Origin of the sequence: Oceanobacter antarcticus, assembly GCF_044962685.1 — a bacterium.
GTDB classification, from domain to species: Bacteria; Pseudomonadota; Gammaproteobacteria; order Pseudomonadales; family Oceanobacteraceae; genus Oceanobacter; species Oceanobacter antarcticus.
Genome location: NZ_JBBKTX010000004.1, coordinates 36416 through 56085, shown reverse-complemented (window position 1 = coordinate 56085; position 19670 = coordinate 36416). Strand labels below are relative to the sequence as shown.

The following is a 19670-nucleotide window of genomic DNA, read 5'->3' as shown; positions in this document are numbered from 1 at the left end:
TTTATTGTTATTATTTCACTTTACCCCGATTGATACCCATAGTCGAATTGACGGTATAAAAAACAGCCTGTATTCCTGCGAATGAAACGGGATTTATATCACCCAAAAATGGCCCTTTATAACTCGCGGAAACGGGCTTCCAAATGCCTGGTTTTGAGTGATAAACCGGTAGGCTCTTGGGTGGCAGGCATATAAAAGCACCACGACTGCTGCACTTATCTGGGTTAAACGTCACCTCACAAGGCTAATTTATTCCATATCCACTGCCGTTTTTACCGATTTTTGGGGTGTATTTTTTATCGCACTTGGCCTATTTTGATGTATTCAAGACCAGCGTCGGCTGCCGCTGTTGGTGTTGATATCCTGAAAACAGGATTACATTATTCCGTCTGGATGACCTCGCGCAGTCCCTCTGGCACGTCGGTATGGGTATCATTTAGCCAGACGGCTGTCCGCCATCCACATTGGCAAGCCCAGCACAGACACGCTTTACACAGGATCTCGAATGAATATCAAACTCTCGGTTGTCGATCAGTCACCGGTTCACGGTTCCCATAGCCGCAGGGAAGCACCGGAGCTCACCCTCGAACTGGCACGGATGTGCGATGAACTGGGTTACCACCGTTATTGGGTGGCCGAACATCACGACAGCATTCACTTTGCCAACCCCTGTCCGGAAATACTGGTTGCGACCATTGCAGCCCAGACGCGCCGTATCCGTGTTGGCAGTGGTGGCGTGATGCTGAGTCATTACAGCCCGTTAAAAGTGGCAGAGTGCTTCCGCATGCTCGCCACCCTGTATCCTGACCGCATTGACCTCGGCGTCGGACGGGCACCGGGTGGTTCCGGTTTAAGTTCAGCGGCACTGGCCTATCCCTATCGCCCGTTACATGGTGATGCCTATGAGCAGCAAGCGCAGCTGTTGGGGCAGTTTCTGGACGGCACCGTGCCAGCCAATAACCCGTTTCACAGCCTCAGTGTGATGCCAGACAACGAGCCAACCCCTGAGCGCTGGATGCTGGGTTCCAGTGGCGGCAGTGCCGGACTGGCTGGCAAGCTGGGTTACGACCTGGCATTGGCGCGATTTATTGCCCCGGATCACTGTCACCCGTCGATTTTTGAAGGCTGGCAGCAAGCGTGGCAAAAAGCCGGTCATCAGCGCCAACCCAACAAACTGCTCGGCATTGCCTGTATCTGTGCCGAGACGGAAGCAGAGGCAAAGCTTCGGGCTGGTACGGCGGTCTATCGTAAAATGACAGCACAGCAAGGCACGCCGGAAAATTTCCTGACACCCGAGCAGGTGCAGGATCGCTACCGGCAAATGTCGCCGTCTGCGCAGGCCGACTACGACCATATTCTCAGTGGCTATACCGTCGGTACTGCGGATCAGTGTCTGGCCGAGATGGAACAACTGAGCCAGACGTTTGACTGCCAGGAATTTGCCCTGGTCACCGTGACGCACAGTCATTACGACCGGATGGAGAGCTATCGGTTGTTGGCGCGGCATAAATAAACGGTTGAGCTACTAATCCGCCAACTCTTGGGCAGAATATTTCTCCAGACCATCAAAACGCCGGTAGAAGGTGGCCGATGCTGCTGGCAATGGCCCTTCGGCGGTCTCCAGTTGTTCGGCAATCCATTGCTCGGCATAGGGGGTCAGGCTGCGATAAATATTGCGGCACAGTTGCCTGGCTGCGCGGCCTTCCCAGTCTCCGGGCAGCAATTCTTCGGGTAACAGGGGGTCACGCAATACCAGTTTACGGTATTCATGAATCAGCAGTATGCGCGCCAAAAAGCAGGCCTGTTGATCCCGCCCCTTGTTGTCGTTCAATTCCTGCCACATTGGCCGGAACAGGTCGATAAAGTCTTGATAGCGGGCTCCCATATCAGGCAGGCCCCAGCTGTCGCGCACCAGCATTCGGATTGGTTTCCCTGCGAGCTCTTCCCGAGCAGAGGTATTAAACAGCACTACCCTGTCGCTGACCCCCAGCGACGAGAGCGCGGAGTTGACTTCTGCAGGGTTAGCTCGGGGGCTGCCAAGTAAACCAGGTGATAGCACACCAAATCCCTGCCATTCGAGTTCATCCAGCAATTGCTTGCGCTGTTCAGGGCTGAGCTGCTGGATGAGAATCAGTGACCAGGAGCCGTCCCAGGCGGCAGACTTTGCACTGTAAACGCGGCGAAACGCTTGTTCGAACTTACGTCGGCCCGGCCCAGTAAGGCTGTAGTAGCTACGTCGGCCCACCTTGTCACTCATTAGCCAGCCGTCCTGAGTTAGACGAAAAATAGTGGTTCGCATCAGGCGTTCGTTGATCCCGATTGGCTCTAGCAGTTTGATCAGGCTGCCCAGCCAGACGGTCCCCCCGTGTGGTTCAATGGCATCGCCATAAATCGTGATCACCAGAGAGGTGGCACGAATAGGGGTTTGGTTCTGGAAGCGCTTGATCACCGCGTCCAATGTGTTCAGTGACTTCATATTCAAGAAATTCCGGTCGAAGAGCGGGAGCAGCACCTGGCAGTTTAACAGGGCCTCCAAAGGTGTTTCCGCGCAGCAGCGAGTACAATTAGACAAGAACTGGGCGCGGTCTATGAGCACTATATGGGTATCTGGGGGCCATGTTTACAGCTCGGTGCCTGGCAAATTCTGCATAACCTGTCGGGGGTTTGCAGCGACTGCCTTCATGGTAGTAGCGCGACAGCAGTCAAGATTACCAGCCCGGAAGGCTGGCATCTATTATCCAACTGAACAGCAGCGAACGGGCTGGGTTATATTTTTGGCCGGTGGCCGGTATCAACGAAACTCTGGCGATCCGGCTCTTCGGCATTCAGTGGCAAGCACTCTACCAGGCTGTTCAGGCAGCGACGCGACAGCTCGATATATTGTTGCGTGCCGAGCTGTTTCCAGCGTAGCTCATCATCCGTGACTTGACGTTTGATAACACCGGGCGTGCCCATCACCATGGAGCGCGGGGGACAGGTAAAACGGTTTTTGATGAAGGAGGAGGCCGAGACGATTGACTCGGCACCTATATCGGCACCATCCATCACCACGGCATTCATGCCAATCAGGGTATCTTCACCAATAATGCAGCCGTGCAGCACTGCGCCGTGGCCGATATGGCCATGGCGACGAATAATTGTGCTGCTTTGCGGGAAGCCGTGCACCACACAGGTATCCTGGATGTTGGCACCTTCTTCCATAATGATGCGGCCGAAATCACCACGCAGACAGGCGGCCGGGCCAACGTAGCATTGTGCTCCGATGATCACATCGCCAATCAGGACGGCAGTTGGATGGACATAGGCACTGGGATGAACCACTGGTGTCACGCCATCGATTTTGTAACAAGGCATATAAATCTCTCCTGATCAGTCAGTGGCGGCGGTCGCTGGACGACGGCTTTGTACCACTACAAAGCGGCGACTGATAAACCCTCTATCGGTGAGAGAAGTGTTGGCTGCCGGGTTGCCACCAGTGCCATGAAAGTCACTGAATGTGGCGGACTGGTTCATATAAAAACTGCCATCCAGATTGATGGATAACGAGACTGCGACGTCCTGAGCCAGATTTTCTGCCTGCGCCAGCACATCGTCGCGGGTGGTGTAGATAGCCAGTGCAATCGCGCCTTGAGCTAACAAGGTCTGGCGTGTCAGTGACAGGGATTCTGCGGTGCCGTGGGTACGAACCAGATACGCAATCGGGCCAAACTGTTCTTTGCCATACAGATCCTGATCCTGGCTTGCCAGTGCGAGCAGCAGTGGCGTCTGCACGCGGGCTGAGGGAAAATCTGGATGAATCAGACTCTTGCTATCGAGTAATACGCTGCCCCGGCCTGTGATCGCCTCCCGGCATTGCTGAATTCTGACTAAGGTGCCTTCACTTTGAATTGCGCCGAGGAAGCCGCACGCCTGGGCTGGATCGGCGGTCCACTGGGCAATACTGCTGACCAGTGCATCAGCTACTTGCTCAAATGACCAGCATTCACCTCCTACCATCACGCCACTAGCAGGAATATAAATGACTTGGGGAGAGGTACACATTTGCCCGGAGTAGAGACTGAGTGAGAAACCGAGATTACCAGCAACTGCAGTGATGTCCGCCATGCTGTCAATAATCACGGTGTTGAGCCCGGCTTTTTCGGTAAACACTTCCGCCTGGTGAGCGTGCTGTTCCAGCCAGTTGCCAAAGTGGCTGGAACCGGTGAAATCGATCAGCCGCACCCGTGGGTCGGTTGCCAGTCGGGCCGCCAGCGGGGCAGGCCGAGTGTCGACCGCGAGCATCACTAGGCGTGGATCGTATCCGGCTTCGGTGAGTACCTCCTGTAGCACCTTGACGGTCAGTGCCAGCGGCAGAATCGAATCCGGGTGGGGTTTGATGACCACCGGATTGCCCGTCACCAGGCTGGCAAATAATCCGGGGTAGGTATTCCAGGTCGGGAAGGTGCAACAGGCGATGCTGAGTGATATTCCCCGAGGCACGATATGCCAACGTTTAGTCAATGACAGTTGACCACGTTTGCCCATGGGTTTTCGCCACAATACGGATTGCGGTATCTCCGCCATGGCATCCCAGCTGTAGGCAACGGCTTCTACTGCCCGGTCCTGGGCGTGGGGGCCGCCGGCTTGGAAAGCCATATTGGCAGATTGTCCAGTGGTGTGTTGTACCGCCTGAGCCATCAGCGGACTGAGTGCATTTAACCGGTGAATGGCCTCCAGAGCGACCGCCACCCTGGTTTGTGGCCCTGCATCGCGCCAGCCACCAATCAGTGATTGCTGGGTTTCCAGTAACGTATCCGGGTCGTACTGCGGATAGTGGATGCCAAGGGCGAAGCCGTAGGGTGACTGCTCCTCACCCGCTCGTCCAATCTCCCCTACTCCTTGCAGCTCAAACGGCTGTCCTAGCAAGGTCTGGAATTCTGCTGCCGCGCTGGCCAATGACTCCGCCGGGTACGCTTTGGGATGTTCCGGGAAAGGAGCCCAGTAACCGCGCTGATGAATCGCACTAACGGCCTGATCCAGCAAAGGTGAGTGGCGGGAAAACCAGAGCGTGGCCTGGCTGTTCGTCATGGCATCAGACGACATAACAACTCCATTAATGAGTATTTTTGTTTTAAAGACACTAAAATATCTATTATTTATTATTTAATGTATCAAATCATAGGTCGTTGTTGATTGAAACGGCATCTGTTGGTGTTGTTTAGATTGTCTCGAAATGATGTATTTGAATCCATTTTATTTTCTATCTATTTGAAAAATATTGTTTTTTAATCGAGAAATGCTCGCGTCTATTGATTTTTCAGAGGGTTTTTTCATGCAAAATGAAAATAAGATACGAAAATCAAAAAATAAATTATTGTTTTGTATCTTAATTTTGGGCAGCATTGATAACTGTTGATGCAGATCAAACGAGTCCGCTCCTTGATTCAAGGCTGGTGCCGTCAGGGTGCCGGAACGAGTGGGAACGAAGACGTCTGCGCCTTAAGTCATTGCCGAAACGCTATAAAAACAAAATCGGACAGGTTACTCAGATGACAAAACGCTACGCAACACTGGTCGTACATAAGGTCAGTGCAGGGGTTCAGCTGATTGAGCTGAATCGCCCTGCGGCACTCAATGCCCTGACCACCGCCATGCTGGGTGAGTTGTCGGTGGTCATGGATCTGGCAGAAGCCGAGGACGACATTCGAGTGCTGGTTCTCACTGGCAACCGCAAGGCCTTTGCTGCCGGAGCCGATATCAAGGAAATGGCCGAGCGCGATTTGGTCGGTATTCTGAATGACCCCCGCCAGCAGCACTGGCAGCGGATTAGCCGTTTTCCCAAGCCGCTGGTTGCCGCCGTAAATGGCGTTTGTTTGGGCGGTGGCTGCGAGTTGGCGATGCACGCCGATATTATTCTTGCTGGCGCAGACGCGCGCTTCGGACAACCGGAAATCAACCTTGGCATCATGCCCGGTGCTGGGGGCACGCAGCGATTATTGCGGGCGGTGGGCAAGTCGATGGCAATGCAGATGGTACTGACTGGCGAGCCGATCACTGCTCGACAAGCTCAGCAATCCGGTCTGGTAAGCGAGATTACCCAACCGGAATTGACTGTTGAGCGGGCGTTGGCTGTTGCTGCCAGTATTGCCTGTAAGGCACCGCTGGCAGTGCGCCTGGCCAAAGAATCGGTGCTCAAAGGTATGGATACCGATCTCGCCTCTGGTCTCCGTTTCGAGCGCCATGCCTTTACTGTTCTGGCTGGCACCGCCGACCGCAAGGAAGGCATTGCCGCTTTTCAGGAAAAGCGCAAACCCGAATTTAACGGCCAGTAGTGCTGGCAACCCATTCTGATCTCCAGGAGCAATATGCCCATGAACCTCGAGTATATTCTGTATTCCGTTGAGGACGGCGTTGCCATCCTCAGTTTGAACCGTCCCAAGGCGTTGAACAGCTTTAACGAAGCCATGCACCTTGAAGTCAAAGAGGCCCTGAAAGCGACTGCCGGCAATCCGGAAGTCCGCGCCTTGCTGCTGACGGCAGAGGGCCGCGGTTTTTGTGCCGGTCAGGATTTATCTGACCGCAATGTTGACCCTAATGCCAATTCACCGGATCTGGGGTTGTCGATCGAACGCTTTTACAACCCATTGATCAAGACCCTGCAAGACTTGCCGATGCCGGTGATCTGTGCGGTCAATGGTGTCGCAGCCGGTGCTGGCGCGAATATTCCTTTGGCCTGTGATCTGGTGCTGGCGGCTCGCTCCGCCAAGTTTATTCAGGCGTTCTGCAAAATTGGTCTGGTGCCGGATTCTGGTGGTAGCTGGTTTCTGCCTCGCTTGGTCGGCATGGCCCGTGCCAAACATATGGCCTTGCTGGGAACCCCTGTCACAGCTGAGCAAGCGTATGACTGGGGCATGATCTATCGGGTGGTGGATGACGAAGCCCTGCATAACGAAGCCCTGACACTGGCGAAGCAATTAGCGACTCAACCGACGCAAGGTTTGGCGCTAATCAAGCGTGCCTTGAACAGCAGCGTCAGCAACAGCTTCGAGGAGCAGATGACGCTGGAGAGAGATCTGCAACGCCTGGCCGGTCGTACCGCCGACTACCGCGAAGGCGTAAAAGCCTTTATGGAAAAACGCACACCTGAATTCAAAGGGCGCTGAATGATGCCAGAACAGACGCATACATTGAGTATCGACACTCTGGTTGCCGTCATTGGTGCCGGTGCGATGGGGGCGGGCATCGCTCAGGTAGCGGCCCAGGCCGGTCACCCGGTGAAGCTGTATGACAATCGCGAAGGCGCTGCTGCCCAAGCCATTGACACGATGGCTGCTCAGCTGAACAAATTGGTTGCTCGTGGCAAGCTCACGGCTGAACAGCGTGACGCGGTACTGTCTCGTATCACGCCGGTTGATGACATTGAAGCATTGGTGGATGCCAAGCTGGTGATCGAGGCCATTATTGAAAACCTCGACGTCAAGCGCAGCGTATTGGCAACACTGGAAGACGTTTGCTCTGATGATTGCATTCTGGCCAGCAATACCTCGTCGTTATCCATCACCAGTCTGGCCGCCGGCCGCCGGTATCCGGGCCGTATCGTTGGTATGCACTTCTTTAATCCGGCTCCGATCATGAAGCTGGTGGAGGTGGTGTCTGGCCTGGCAACGGATTCCAATGCCGCCAGCACCGTGTACGACACTGCTCTGAACTGGGGCAAAAAGCCGGTGCACACCCGCTCCACACCGGGCTTCATTGTGAATCGAGTGGCACGTCCGTTTTATGCCGAAAGCCTGCGTCTGCTGCAGGAACAGGCCAGTGATTGCGCCACGTTGGATGCCTTGATGCGCGACGCTGGCGGTTTTCGTATGGGAGCATTTGAACTGACCGACCTGATCGGTCATGACGTTAACTACGCGGTGACTTGCTCTGTTTTTACTGCCTATTACGGCGACTTCCGTTTCCAGCCCTCACTGATCCAGAAAGAGCTGGTCGATGCTGGCTATCTGGGCCGCAAGGCCAGTCGCGGTTTTTATCACTACGGTGAGGCTACTGAGCAACCGTTAGCCCTTACCGTGACGGTCAGTTCTGATACTCCATCCGGTTGTGTGGCACTTGGTGATGTCGGTTTGCTGTCGGTATTGGTGCAACGGCTGGCGCAAGCCGGTATCTCGGTGGATCAGGAGTCCGCATCCGATGCCGGGGTGTTACGCATCGGAACCGCCACCGTCGCTTTGACTGACGGGCGCCTGGCCTGTCAGCGGGCGCTGGAAGAGGGTCTCACTAACCTAGTGCTGATTGATTTGGCGCTGGACTACAACCAAGCATCCCGGCTGGCCATTAGCCGTGCTCACAACACCTCGACAGACGCAGTTCAGCAAGTCGTGGACTGCCTGGCTCAGGCCGGGATTCAGGTCAGTGAACTGACCGATGTTCCGGGATTGGCGGTGATGCGAACGGTTTGCATGTTGGCGAATGAAGGCGCGGATGCCGTATTGCAGGGCGTTGGTGATGCAATCGGCGTCGATACCGCCATGTGTTTTGGGGTGAATTATCCTCGTGGGCCGTTGCGGTGGGCCGATCAGATCGGCCTTGCCAAAGTCGACCAGCTGTTGACTTGTTTGCAGGCGGTTTACGGCGAGGATCGTTATCGTCCTTCCTTGCTGATTCGCCGTCTGGCACTGCAGGGAGGTCGTTTCCATGACTGATCAACCGCACCTGCAAACGATGAATGCCGACGAACTGGCGGTGGCTTGTGCCAACGAGTTGTATCGCCGTGATAGCGCGACACAGCACCTGGGCATCGAGCTGCTGCATTCGTCACCGGGCCAATCCACGGTAGCGATGACGGTGGCCGATTTTATGTTGCAGGGCCATCAGACTTGTCACGGTGGTTATCTGTTTACGCTGGCGGACTCTGCGTTCGCCTTCGCCTGCAATACCTACAACGAGCCCACCGTCGCAATCGGTTGTGCCATCGATTATGTCGCGCCGGGTCGCGGTGGCGATGTGCTTACGGCAACGGCAGTTGAGCGCAGCCGCAGTGGTCGGACCGGTAACTACGATGTCGAAATTCATAACCAGGATGGTCACCTGATTGCCTTGTTTCATGGCAAATCCTACCGGGTGCGTGGCCAGATTCTGGAGCCGAACACTCACCTCAAACCACCGACCCAGGAGAATCACAATGACTGATGCCTATATTTGCGACGCCATCCGCACCCCTTTTGGCCGTTACGGCGGCGCTCTGGCCCCGGTACGTGCCGATGATCTGGGTGCTATTCCGCTGAAGGCGCTGGTGGCGCGTAACCCCGATGTCGACTGGGCATCGGTCGATGATGTGATTTATGGCAACGCCAATCAGGCGGGTGAAGACAATCGCAACGTTGCGCGCATGTCGGCATTGCTGGCCGGTTTGCCAGTCTCGGTACCGGGCACGACAGTCAATCGCCTCTGCGGTTCTGGTATGGATGCCATTGGTCTTGCAGCGCGGGCGATCAAGTCTGGAGAAACTGAACTGATGATCGCGGGTGGTTGTGAATCCATGTCTCGCGCCCCTTTTGTGATGGGCAAGGCCGAATCCGCCTTTAGTCGCACGCCGAACGGTTTGTACGACACCACCATTGGCTGGCGTTTTATTAATCAGAAAATAAAAACGCAATACGGCGTGGAATCGATGCCGGAAACCGCCGAAAACGTCGCTGAAGATTTCAACATATCCCGTGCAGATCAAGATCTGTTTGCCTACCGCAGTCAGCAGAAAACGGCCGCTGCAATGGACGCTGGCTTGTTCAACGAAGAAATTTGCCCGGTGGTGATCCCGCAACGCAAGGGTGAAGACATTGTGGTGGATATCGATGAGCATCCGCGAGCATCCACGACATTGGAAGGGCTGGCCAAACTGAAAGCACCCTTCCGTGAAGGCGGCTCAGTCACGGCCGGCAATGCATCCGGCGTGAACGACGGTGCTTGCGCGCTATTGATTGCTTCCAGAGCCGCTGCAGAGAAAAACGGCCTGATACCCAAAGCGCGTATTGTGGCGATGGCTACCGCTGGTCTGGAACCACGCATCATGGGCTTTGGCCCGGCACTGGCAACCCGAAAAGTGCTGGCTAAAGCAGGTCTGACGCTGGCGCAGATGGATGTGATCGAACTCAACGAAGCGTTCGCCTCTCAAGGGTTGGCGGTACTGCGTGAGCTGGGCCTGGCGGATGATGCGACCCACGTTAATCCGAACGGCGGCGCCATCGCGCTCGGTCATCCGCTGGGAGCCAGTGGTGCTCGCCTGGTAATGACCGCTATGCATCAGTTGCAACGTACCGGTGGTCGCTATGCCCTCTGTACCATGTGTGTCGGTGTTGGCCAAGGGATTGCCATGGTGATTGAGCGACTAGATGACTGATCTGACTGGGGGTCGGCACTGACCAGACGGCCCTTGTCAGCCGACAAGCATAAAAAGAGCGCCTGCGACAAATAGCAAACAGCCAGCGCACAGCGGGTGCTGCAGAACACCTGACAAGGTATTCATTGCCTTATCAAAACAACAATAAAAGAGAGATAGAGAGACTCAGCATGAATATTCGAGACCAGTTCAAGCCGGATCAGCTCGATCCGATGGAAACCGCCAGCATAGATGAGTTACGTGCCCATCAGCTGCAGCGGCTGAAATGGAGTGTTGGCCACGCCTACCATAACGTGCCGCTGTATCGTCAGCGTTTTGATGCAGTCGGTATTCATCCGGAAGACATTCAGTCGCTGGATGATCTGGCCAAACTGCCTTTTACCACCAAGTCCGACCTGCGTGACAACTACCCGTATGGCATGTTCGCCACCTCGATGGACGACATCGTGCGTTTGCATGCCTCCAGTGGCACCACTGGCCAGCCGACTGTGGTGGGGTATACCCAGAATGACATTGATACTTGGGCCAATATCGTTGCTCGCTCCATTCGGGCGGCAGGTGGTCATCGTGGTGACAAGGTGCATATTTCCTATGGTTATGGGTTGTTTACCGGTGGACTGGGCGCGCATTACGGGGCTGAACGCCTGGGTTGTAGTGTGATTCCCATGTCTGGTGGCCAAACCGAAAAACAGGTACGCCTGATTCGTGACTTCCAGCCTGACATCATCATGGTTACCCCTTCCTATATGCTCAATATTGCCGATGAAATGGAGCGTCAGGGCATTACTCCAGATGAGCTGTCCTTACGGTTGGGTATTTTTGGTGCCGAGCCATGGACCGATGAGCTACGTCGTTCAGTGGAGCAGCGGCTGGGCATTCAGGCGCTGGATATCTATGGCTTATCGGAAATCATGGGGCCAGGCGTGGCGATGGAGTGTGCCGAAACCAAAGATGGCCCGACCGTTTGGGAAGATCACTTCTATCCGGAAATCATTAACCCGGTCACCGGTGCAGTGCTAGCGGATGGTGAGATGGGCGAGCTGGTGTTTACCACCCTCAGCAAGGAAGCCTTACCTATGATTCGCTATCGCACCCGAGACCTGACCCGATTGTTGCCTGGCAGTGCTCGTCGGATGCGCCGGATCGACAAGATTACCGGTCGTAGCGATGACATGATGATTATTCGTGGTGTTAACGTCTTTCCCACCCAGATCGAAGAAGAGGTGGTTAAAGTTCCACAGTTTTCAGAAATATATGAGATACACCTGTATCGCAAAGGCAACATGGATAGCATGGAAGTGCACGTAGAGCTGCGGCCAGAATTCCACCATTTGGATGAGGCACAGACCCAGCGTTTGGTGCAGGAACTGAAACACCACGTGAAGTCATCAGTGGGTATCAGCGTGGCTGTTGATGTACGTGGTTGTGGCACTATTGCCCGATCAGAGGGAAAGGCCCAGCGGGTGTTCGACAAACGGCATCAGGGCTAACGAACAACGTACTGCCTGGCCAGAGCCTTGGTCAATCCAGGCCAATGTACCTGGAATCGGATGGTTACGCCCTTAAAACGATACAATATATTTTATTTTAATTTATTTTTAGTATCATTATTGAGTTCAGCGGCAGCAGTGGCTGCCCAGTACTACCACCGGAGAGAGATTCATGTACGCACAAATGGTTGAGACAGGGGTCAAGCAAGTCAAAGCTCTGGACGACATGTCCCCGGAAGAGCGCGTCTTTCAGGAAAAGATTGACGCGGAAATCAAGATTGAGCCCAAAAACTGGATGCCGGACGCCTATCGCAAGACCCTGATTCGTCAGGTGTCCCAGCATGCCCACTCGGAAATTGTCGGCATGCTGCCAGAAGGGAACTGGGTCACTCGTGCTCCGACTTTAAAACGCAAACTGCAGCTGATGGCGAAGATTCAGGATGAAGCGGGTCATGGGCTGTATCTGTACAGCGCTATGGAGACCCTCGGTGCTGATCGCGATGAAGAAGTTGAAAAACTGCACAGTGGCCGGGCCAAATATTCCTCTATCTTCAACTATCCGACCTTGAACTGGGCGGATATGGGTGCTGTTGGCTGGTTGGTCGACGGTGCTGCCATCGTGAATCAGGTGGTGTTGCAGCGCACGTCTTACGGCCCGTATTCCCGCGCCATGATCCGTATTTGCAAAGAAGAAAGTTTTCACCAGCGTCAGGGTTACGAAATTCTGCTGACCATGATGCGACAGGGAAATGACGCCCAGAAAGCAATGGTGCAAGACGCTATCAATCGTCTGTGGTGGCCAGCCTTGATGATGTTTGGTCCTAGTGATGCCGACTCACCCAACAGTGCGCAATCCATGGCCTGGAAAATCAAGCGTCACACCAACGATGAATTGCGTCAGCGCTTTATCGACCAGACCGTGCCGCAGTTGGAAATTCTCGGCTGTAGCGCCCCCGATCCCGACCTCAAGTGGAACGCAGAGCGGGGCCACTACGATTTTGGCGAGATTCAGTGGGACGAATTTTTTGACGTCATCAAAGGCAATGGCCCCTGTAACCGCGAGCGTCTTGAAACTCGCCGGAATGCCATCAGCGACGGTACCTGGGTTCGCCGGGCAGCGGTTGCACACGCGAATAAGAAAAAACAACGGGCAGCTGCCTGATTGATACCGGAGATTAAAACTATGTCTGAGTGGACTCTTTTTGAAGTGTTCGTGCGCAGCAAACACGGCTTGAACCATAAGCATGTCGGCAGCGTTCATGCGACAGATACCGAAATGGCGCTGGAAAACGCCCGCGATTTGTATACCCGTCGCAGCGAAGGCGTCAGCCTGTGGATTGTGCCTTCCAATATGATCACAGCGTCGGCGACCGACGAAAAAGAAGCCTTGTTCGATCCATCCGATGACAAGGTTTATCGCCATGCCAGCTTCTACAAGCTGCCTGATGAAGTCGGCCATATGTGAGGCACAGCCATGAACCAATATGACGATCTGACCGAATACCTGCTGCGCCTCGGTGACAGCGCTGTAGTACAGGGGCAACGCCTGTGTGAATGGTGCGGCCGGGCACCAGCGCTGGAAGAAGAAATGGCATTGATGAACGTGGGTCTCGACCTGTTTGGGCAGGCTCGCAACTGGCTGGAGTTCACTGCAGAGCTGCTGGATGACGGTCGTTCTGCCGACCAACTGGTTTTCTGCCGCGATGAACGTGCCTATCGCAACCTGTTGCTGGTCGAGCAGCCAAACGGCGATTTTGCTGTCACCATGTTGAAGCAGTTCTTTTACGACGCCTGGCACTACCATGTACTGACGGCATTAAAAGCCTCGTCCGACAAACGTATCGCGGCGATTGCCGCCAAGGCTCTGAAGGAGGTGACCTACCATCTACGCCGTTCCTCTGATTGGGTACAACGCCTTGGCGATGGCACTGAGGAAAGTCACGACCGGATGGTCAAGGCACTGGATGTCGTTTGGCGTTTTACCGTTGAGCTGATGAGTGGGGACGAAGTAGAAAATCGGTTGGCAGCCGCTGGCGTGATTGCTGCCCCGGAATTGATCGCAGAGCAATGGCTGGCAACCGTCAGTCAGGTGCTCGAGCAGGCGACGCTGACCGTGCCGTCAGCCGCGCCCTCGTTTTACCTGAGTGGCCGTGAAGGCATGCATACCGAGTGTTTGGGCGTGTTGCTGGCCGAAATGCAGTTCCTGCAACGAGCGTACCCTGATGCCGTCTGGTAAGTTGCCTCCGCTGTCGACGGCAGGGGTTGGCCCGGCGGTTGAACTGATTGGTAGTGATCGGCAGGGACGTGCCGGTAGCGCTGAAGACATTGAGCGAGCCTGGTCTGTGCTGGCCGACGTGATGGATCCTGAAGTGCCGGTGATCAATGTCGTCGATCTCGGCATTGTGCGCGACGTACGCTGGTCAGCGGGGCACTTGCAGGTGATCGTCACGCCAACCTACTCCGGTTGCCCAGCGACCGAATTTATCGAAACCCTGATTGAAGAAGCTCTGACCACTGCAGGGTTTCACCAACCGGTACTGAAGCAGCAACTGGATCCAGCCTGGACAACTGACTGGATTACTGCCGCCGGGCGAGAAAATTTGCGCGCCTATGGGGTTGCGCCACCGGTAGGCAGTGCCAACAAGCTGAGTTTGCTGGCCGCTGCACCGGAGATTGCTTGTCCCCAGTGCGGCAGTGTCCACACCGAGCGTGTCAGTGAATTCGGATCAACGGCGTGCAAGGCCCTTTATCGCTGCCTGGACTGCCTGGAACCGTTTGATTATTTCAAATGTATTTGAGCTGAGTCACCGCCAACAACACGGTGGCCCTGGAGAGACACAATGAGTCAATTTCACTCGTTAACCGTTTCCGACTTGCGTCGCGAAACACGAGATTCAGTATCACTGGCCTTTGCCGTACCTGCTGAGCTGGCCGACACCTATCGCTTTACCCAGGGCCAGTACCTGACCTTGCGCACTGAGATTGAAGGTGAAGACGTGCGCCGTTCCTATTCGATTTGTACCGGTGTTAACGATGGGGAAATCCGTGTTGCCGTCAAGAAAGTCCCCGGCGGCCTGTTTTCTACCTTTGCCAACGAGCAGTTGCAGCCGGGCGCTCAGCTACAGGTGATGCCACCGATGGGCAGCTTCTACACCGAGCTGAATCCCGAACGCGCAGGACACTACCTGCTGGTAGCGGCAGGCAGTGGCATTACGCCGATTCTATCGATTGTAAAAAGCACGTTGGAAGTGGAACCCAACAGCACAATCACTGTGATTTATGGCAATCGCTCCAGTTCTTCGGCGATGTTCCGTGAAGCGCTGGAAAACCTGAAAAACACTTGGATGGGGCGGTTAAACCTGATCTATGTGTTTAGCCGGGAGCAGCAGGATATTGATCTGTATAACGGCCATATTGACGCTGACAAGTGCCGCACCTTGTTCAGTCGCTGGATTGATACCAGAACACTGGATGCCGCTTTTATCTGTGGTCCGGAAGCAATGACAGAAACCGTGCGCGGTACCCTCAAAGAGTGTGGTCTGGCCGCCGATAAAATCCATTTTGAACTGTTTGCCAGCGCTGGTAACGAGCGCAAGCGTGAACAGCGGGCGGAAGCTGCCGCTAGGGATGCCAGTATCAGTGAAATTACAGTGATTCGCGATGGCCACAGCAAAACCTTCGATTTGGCTCAGAACACCACCAACCTGCTGGAAGCAGGTAATGAGCACGGTGCCGAGTTGCCGTTCTCCTGTAAGGCCGGGGTGTGCTCAACCTGCAAATGCAAGGTCATCGAGGGTGAAGTCGATATGGACGTCAGTGTTGGCCTGGAAGAGTACGAGGTGAAGGCTGGCTATGTACTGTCGTGCCAGTCGTACCCGCTCAGCCGCAAGGTGGTACTGGATTTCGACGAAGTCTGAGAATGACTGAACACCCTCAATCACCTGTTTAACCGGAGTTTCCAGGAGTCAGGACATGAATCAGATACCGACGTTACAAAGTTTTATTGCGGGCCAATGGATTGGTTCGACTGCGGCCAACCCGCTGGCCAGCGCTGTCAATGGCAAGCTGGTGTATCACACTCATGCCGAGACCATCGATTTTGAGCAGTCACTAGACTTCGCCCGTCGTGCTGGTCAGCAATCACTGCTGGCGATGGATTTCCAGAGCCGTGCCGCCTGTTTGAGGGCGTTGGGCAAGTACCTGATCGAACACAAGGAAACCCTCTACACTATTTCCACCCATAGTGGAGCCACTCGCGCCGACAGCTGGATTGATATCGAAGGCGGCGCTGGTACTCTGTTTGCTTACGCCAGTTTGGGCCGACGGGAATTGCCTTCTGGCAATCTGATCCCGGAAGACGATGTGATACCGCTGGGGCCAACAGGAGCCTTTGCTGGTGGTCACATTTTGGTGCCACGTCGGGGGGTTACGGTGCATATCAACGCCTTCAACTTCCCGGTGTGGGGCATGTTGGAAAAATTTGCGCCTAACTTCCTCGCCGGCATGCCCTGTATTGTCAAACCGGGTTCCTCGACCAGCTATGTCACCGAAGCGGCTGTACGGCTGATGCAGCAGTCGGGCTTGTTACCGGAAGGCAGCTTGCAACTGGTGATCGGTCGCACCGGCGACTTGCTGGATCGGCTGGGTGGACAGGATATTGTGACGTTCACCGGGTCAGCCGCAACAGCGGCCAAGTTGCGGGTAACGCCTAATCTGGTTGCTAACTCGGTGATGTTTAACGCCGAAGCCGACTCCCTCAATTGCGCCATTCTAGCGCCGGACGTAACGCCGGACGACGCCGAATTTGATCTGTTTGTGAAAGAGGTTGTCCGTGAAATGACCACCAAGGCCGGGCAAAAATGTACCGCCATTCGCCGGGTGTTGGTGCCTGCGGACAAGGTGGATGCAGTGACAGAAAAACTGATCGCCAGATTGGCTAAAACCCGCGTCGGTGACCCGGCGATTGAGGGCGTACGGATGGGAGCGTTGGCTTCCCATGATCAGCAGCGCGACGTGCATCATCAGGTCGAAGCCCTGATGACTAGCTGCGAACGGGTATATGGCGGTACGGCTGATTTCTCTCCGCTAGGTGAAGGTGCCAGTAACGGAGCCTTCTTTGAACCAACCCTGCTGTTGTGCCGTGATCCCGATGCAGAAGGTGGCGCTCACGATATTGAAGCGTTTGGCCCGGTCAGTACGCTGATGCCATATCGGGATATTGATCATGCAATTGAGCTGGCGGCTCGTGGCAAGGGTTCGCTGGTGTCGTCAGTGATTACCCGAAGCCCGGAGCTGGCTGCCCGGATCGTGCCCGCCATCGCCAGCTGGCATGGCCGTGTTCATATTCTCGACGCCGAAGCAGCTACTGAATCGACAGGCCACGGCTCACCATTACCCATGCTGAAACACGGTGGCCCTGGTCGTGCCGGTGGTGGCGAGGAACTGGGAGGAATCCGGGCAGTAAAGCATTATTTGCAGCGTGCGGCGGTGCAGGGGTCGCCCACCATGTTGACTGCCGTAACCGGAGAATACGTGCGTGGTGGCCAAACCTATGAGACCGAAGTACACCCGTTCCGCCGGCATTTTGAAGAATTGAGAATTGGTGAGTCGTTACTGACGCACCGACGCACAGTGACCGAAGCCGATATCGTCAACTTCGGTTGTTTATCTGGTGATCATTTTTATATGCATTTTGATGAACTAGCAGCACGGGATTCGCAGTTCGAACAACGTATCGCGCATGGTTATTTCGTGTTATCGGCCGCAGCCGGTCTGTTTGTATCCCCCGGCGTTGGCCCGGTGCTGGCCAACTACGGTCTGGATAACCTGCGCTTTGTGAATCCGGTCGGTATCGGTGACACGATTCAGGCGCGGCTGACCTGTAAACGCAAAATCGATCAGGGCAAGGAAAGTCCGAAGGGTGACCCTCAGGGAGTCGTGGCGTGGGATGTTCAGGTGACCAATCAGCAGGGTGAGCTGGTGGCCAGCTATGACATTCTGACACTGGTGAAAAAACAGGGGGTCGGCAGTTAACTTCGGCAAGCGATTTTATTTCCATATAAGAATAAATAAGTATTCAGCATAAAAAAATATTATTTTTCTGGCGTTGATAACGTTAATAAATTGGTATTTGAGTCTGACGAGATAATACCGAAATAAAGTAGTGCCCATTTGGCTTTTTATCACAGTGTGATAACGAGACAAAATAAAATAAATCTAAAAGCAAGGGTGAAAACGACATGTTTAGTATTAAAAATATGGCGGCGGCCGGTGTGGCAATCGCAGCATTGGTGACCTCCGCCGTCAGTCATTCTGCCACCGAATTACGGGTTGGTACCTGGTTGCCACCAACCGACAATCAGAATGCCATTGTTTGGCCGACCTGGGCTAAATGGGTGGAAGAAGCCACCGAGGGGCGGGTCAAGGTCAAACTCGAGTACGGGTTGGGTCATCCGAAAACCATGTTTCAGCTAGTGGAAGATGGCGTGATTGATGCCAGCTTCAGCTACCACGGGTACGTACCAGGCCGTTTTAAACTGCCACAAATTGTGGAGCAGCCAGGGCTGGGTGTCGGTGCCGAAGCTGCCTCGGTGGCGCTGTGGCGTGTGTACGACAAATATTTCCGCGTCGCGAATGAATTTGAAGGTCTGGAAGTCTTGGGGATGTTTACCCATGGTCAGGGTACCATTCAGTCAAATTTTCGTATCACCTCGCTGGCTGATCTGGAAGGCAAGAAAATTCGTGTAGGGGGCGGTATCCAGACCGAATTATCAGAAAAAATGAAAGTAACGCCGGTGGCTGCACCCGCCACCAAAGCCTACGAAATGCTGCAGCAGGGAGTGATCGACGGCATCTTTATGCCGATGGCACAGCAAAAAAGCCTGCGTCTGAGCGAAGTCACCAAATACATCACGATTTTTCCGGAAGGCATGTATATGGGCAGCTTCTCTATGTTCATCAACCCGGATTTTCTCGATAGCCTGAGCGAACGTGACCGTCAGGCCATTATGTCTGTTTCGGGTGAGAAATTGTCCCGGATGGCCGGTGCGGCCTGGGAAGAAGGTGACGGGGAAGGTTTTATCGCAGCCAAGGCCGACAAGGTAGAAATCAACGAAGTCGGAGCTGCGCAGCTGCTGTCGCGTCAATTCAATACGCTGATTACCGGTATGGATAAGCTCTGGATAGACTCTGTTGCTGACCGCAAGGTTGACGCGGAGGCGGCCTTGGCTGAGTTGCGAAATATTGCCCGTAATTACCACAGAGCGAAATAGCAGATGGTGTTTTCTGATTGGATTTCAGAACACTACGAGGAGAAGGGGCCAGCCAAATGGCTGGCCTTCTCCCTTGAGTGCGTTGCTGCTGCCGTGCTGATGGCGCTGATGCTGCTGACGTGTGCCGATGTGATCGGACGCTATTTTTTAAACAACGCGGTCGATGGCACCGTGGAAATCACCGAGCTAGCACTGGCGGTGGTGGTGTTTGCCGAAATGCCGGTTATTACCTGGCGCGGAGGCCATGTCGTTGTCGATTTGCTGGATCGTTATATGAACCATCGATTGGTCAAGGCGTTGGGGTTGTTATCTGCGCTGCTGGTCTCTGGGGCTTTTTATGCCGTGGCTGGGCGCATGATGTTTACCGCTGAACGTTCGTTACGGCGTGAAGTTGTCACCGAGTATCTGCAAATGCCGGTTGGTTATATTGTTCAGTATATATCGGTGATGAGTTATGTCTGTGCGGTTGTTATGGTCAGCTATGGAATATATAGAATACTGAATGAAGAGCGATGAGCTGAAATGATTTTT

General features: G+C 54.5%; 18 protein-coding genes. 15 read left to right on the top strand and 3 right to left on the bottom strand.

Annotated elements, in window-relative coordinates; all coding sequences use genetic code 11:
* The first annotated feature begins 505 nt into the window (after window positions 1-505).
* Window positions 506-1513, top strand: a complete 1008-nt coding sequence (locus tag WG929_RS04275) for an MsnO8 family LLM class oxidoreductase (RefSeq protein WP_369856602.1) — start codon at window positions 506-508, stop codon at window positions 1511-1513.
* A gap of 12 nt (window positions 1514-1525) precedes the next feature.
* On the opposite strand, the gene paaX is transcribed toward WG929_RS04275, so the two are convergent.
* The 3 genes from paaX to paaN all read right to left on the bottom strand — a co-directional run bounded on the left by paaX (window position 1526) and on the right by paaN (window position 5082).
* The gene (paaX, locus tag WG929_RS04270; RefSeq protein WP_369856603.1) at window positions 1526-2476 is read right to left on the bottom strand and encodes a phenylacetic acid degradation operon negative regulatory protein PaaX; all 951 of its coding nucleotides are present in this window, start codon (window positions 2474-2476) and stop codon (window positions 1526-1528) included.
* 290 nt (window positions 2477-2766) lie between these two features.
* Window positions 2767-3354, bottom strand: a complete 588-nt coding sequence (locus WG929_RS04265; RefSeq protein ID WP_369856604.1) for a phenylacetic acid degradation protein PaaY — start codon at window positions 3352-3354, stop codon at window positions 2767-2769.
* A gap of 15 nt (window positions 3355-3369) precedes the next feature.
* Window positions 3370-5082 (bottom strand): phenylacetic acid degradation protein PaaN, encoded by a 1713-nt coding sequence (gene paaN, locus WG929_RS04260; protein ID WP_369856605.1) that lies wholly within the window; start codon window positions 5080-5082, stop codon window positions 3370-3372.
* 446 nt (window positions 5083-5528) lie between these two features.
* Between paaN and paaF the strand changes: the two genes are divergently transcribed.
* The 14 genes from paaF (at window position 5529) to WG929_RS04190 (ending at window position 19655) form a co-directional block, all read left to right on the top strand.
* Window positions 5529-6311, top strand: a complete 783-nt coding sequence (gene paaF, locus WG929_RS04255) for a 2,3-dehydroadipyl-CoA hydratase PaaF (RefSeq protein WP_369856606.1) — start codon at window positions 5529-5531, stop codon at window positions 6309-6311.
* Window positions 6312-6350: 39 nt separating this feature from the next.
* Window positions 6351-7142, top strand: coding sequence for a 2-(1,2-epoxy-1,2-dihydrophenyl)acetyl-CoA isomerase PaaG (gene paaG, locus WG929_RS04250; RefSeq protein WP_369856607.1), 792 nt, complete (start codon window positions 6351-6353; stop codon window positions 7140-7142).
* The gene (gene paaH / locus WG929_RS04245) at window positions 7143-8684 is read left to right on the top strand and encodes a 3-hydroxyacyl-CoA dehydrogenase PaaH (RefSeq protein WP_416205034.1); all 1542 of its coding nucleotides are present in this window, start codon (window positions 7143-7145) and stop codon (window positions 8682-8684) included.
* Window positions 8677-9171, top strand: coding sequence for a hydroxyphenylacetyl-CoA thioesterase PaaI (gene paaI / locus WG929_RS04240; protein WP_416205033.1), 495 nt, complete (start codon window positions 8677-8679; stop codon window positions 9169-9171). The genes paaH and paaI overlap by 8 nt, the downstream gene beginning before the upstream one ends.
* Complete coding sequence (pcaF, locus tag WG929_RS04235; protein WP_416205032.1) at window positions 9164-10378, top strand: 3-oxoadipyl-CoA thiolase; 1215 nt, start codon at window positions 9164-9166, stop codon at window positions 10376-10378. The genes paaI and pcaF overlap by 8 nt, the downstream gene beginning before the upstream one ends.
* 170 nt (window positions 10379-10548) lie before the next feature.
* Complete coding sequence (paaK, locus tag WG929_RS04230; protein WP_416205031.1) at window positions 10549-11868, top strand: phenylacetate--CoA ligase PaaK; 1320 nt, start codon at window positions 10549-10551, stop codon at window positions 11866-11868.
* Window positions 11869-12040: 172 nt separating this feature from the next.
* The gene (paaA, locus tag WG929_RS04225) at window positions 12041-13030 is read left to right on the top strand and encodes a 1,2-phenylacetyl-CoA epoxidase subunit PaaA (protein WP_416205030.1); all 990 of its coding nucleotides are present in this window, start codon (window positions 12041-12043) and stop codon (window positions 13028-13030) included.
* 21 nt (window positions 13031-13051) lie between these two features.
* Window positions 13052-13333: a 1,2-phenylacetyl-CoA epoxidase subunit PaaB gene (gene paaB / locus WG929_RS04220; protein WP_416205029.1), complete on the top strand. Its 282-nt coding sequence runs from the start codon at window positions 13052-13054 to the stop codon at window positions 13331-13333.
* A 9-nt stretch (window positions 13334-13342) separates the two neighbouring features.
* A complete protein-coding gene (paaC, locus tag WG929_RS04215; RefSeq protein ID WP_416205028.1) occupies window positions 13343-14104 on the top strand; it encodes a 1,2-phenylacetyl-CoA epoxidase subunit PaaC in 762 nt (253 codons plus the stop codon).
* Complete coding sequence (paaD, locus tag WG929_RS04210; RefSeq protein WP_416205027.1) at window positions 14091-14666, top strand: 1,2-phenylacetyl-CoA epoxidase subunit PaaD; 576 nt, start codon at window positions 14091-14093, stop codon at window positions 14664-14666. Before paaC ends, paaD begins: the two co-directional genes overlap by 14 nt.
* A gap of 42 nt (window positions 14667-14708) precedes the next feature.
* A complete protein-coding gene (paaE, locus tag WG929_RS04205) occupies window positions 14709-15785 on the top strand; it encodes a 1,2-phenylacetyl-CoA epoxidase subunit PaaE (RefSeq protein ID WP_369856616.1) in 1077 nt (358 codons plus the stop codon).
* Window positions 15786-15840: 55 nt separating this feature from the next.
* A complete protein-coding gene (paaZ, locus tag WG929_RS04200) occupies window positions 15841-17901 on the top strand; it encodes a phenylacetic acid degradation bifunctional protein PaaZ (RefSeq protein ID WP_369856617.1) in 2061 nt (686 codons plus the stop codon).
* A 206-nt stretch (window positions 17902-18107) separates the two neighbouring features.
* On the top strand, window positions 18108-19139 hold the full coding sequence (locus tag WG929_RS04195; RefSeq protein WP_369856618.1) for a TRAP transporter substrate-binding protein: 1032 nt from the start codon (window positions 18108-18110) through the stop codon (window positions 19137-19139).
* Between the two features lie 3 nt (window positions 19140-19142).
* On the top strand, window positions 19143-19655 hold the full coding sequence (locus tag WG929_RS04190; RefSeq protein WP_369856619.1) for a TRAP transporter small permease: 513 nt from the start codon (window positions 19143-19145) through the stop codon (window positions 19653-19655).
* Window positions 19656-19670: the final 15 nt, after the last annotated feature.

Bases quoted from the DNA above. Each gene is read 5' to 3' on its own strand.
- paaX (WP_369856603.1), bottom strand. From the start codon at position 2,476: ATGAAGTCACTGAACACATTGGACGCGGTGATCAAGCGCTTCCAGAAC.
- WG929_RS04190 (WP_369856619.1), top strand. From the start codon at position 19,143: ATGGTGTTTTCTGATTGGATTTCAGAACACTACGAGGAGAAGGGGCCA.
- paaE (WP_369856616.1), top strand. From the start codon at position 14,709: ATGAGTCAATTTCACTCGTTAACCGTTTCCGACTTGCGTCGCGAAACA.
- pcaF (WP_416205032.1), top strand. From the start codon at position 9,164: ATGACTGATGCCTATATTTGCGACGCCATCCGCACCCCTTTTGGCCGT.
- WG929_RS04265 (WP_369856604.1), bottom strand. From the start codon at position 3,354: ATGCCTTGTTACAAAATCGATGGCGTGACACCAGTGGTTCATCCCAGT.
- paaK (WP_416205031.1), top strand. From the start codon at position 10,549: ATGAATATTCGAGACCAGTTCAAGCCGGATCAGCTCGATCCGATGGAA.
- paaH (WP_416205034.1), top strand. From the start codon at position 7,143: ATGATGCCAGAACAGACGCATACATTGAGTATCGACACTCTGGTTGCC.
- paaG (WP_369856607.1), top strand. From the start codon at position 6,351: ATGAACCTCGAGTATATTCTGTATTCCGTTGAGGACGGCGTTGCCATC.
- paaF (WP_369856606.1), top strand. From the start codon at position 5,529: ATGACAAAACGCTACGCAACACTGGTCGTACATAAGGTCAGTGCAGGG.
- WG929_RS04195 (WP_369856618.1), top strand. From the start codon at position 18,108: ATGTTTAGTATTAAAAATATGGCGGCGGCCGGTGTGGCAATCGCAGCA.
- paaZ (WP_369856617.1), top strand. From the start codon at position 15,841: ATGAATCAGATACCGACGTTACAAAGTTTTATTGCGGGCCAATGGATT.
- paaD (WP_416205027.1), top strand. From the start codon at position 14,091: ATGCCGTCTGGTAAGTTGCCTCCGCTGTCGACGGCAGGGGTTGGCCCG.
- paaB (WP_416205029.1), top strand. From the start codon at position 13,052: ATGTCTGAGTGGACTCTTTTTGAAGTGTTCGTGCGCAGCAAACACGGC.
- paaA (WP_416205030.1), top strand. From the start codon at position 12,041: ATGTACGCACAAATGGTTGAGACAGGGGTCAAGCAAGTCAAAGCTCTG.
- paaN (WP_369856605.1), bottom strand. From the start codon at position 5,082: ATGTCGTCTGATGCCATGACGAACAGCCAGGCCACGCTCTGGTTTTCC.
- paaC (WP_416205028.1), top strand. From the start codon at position 13,343: ATGAACCAATATGACGATCTGACCGAATACCTGCTGCGCCTCGGTGAC.
- paaI (WP_416205033.1), top strand. From the start codon at position 8,677: ATGACTGATCAACCGCACCTGCAAACGATGAATGCCGACGAACTGGCG.
- WG929_RS04275 (WP_369856602.1), top strand. From the start codon at position 506: ATGAATATCAAACTCTCGGTTGTCGATCAGTCACCGGTTCACGGTTCC.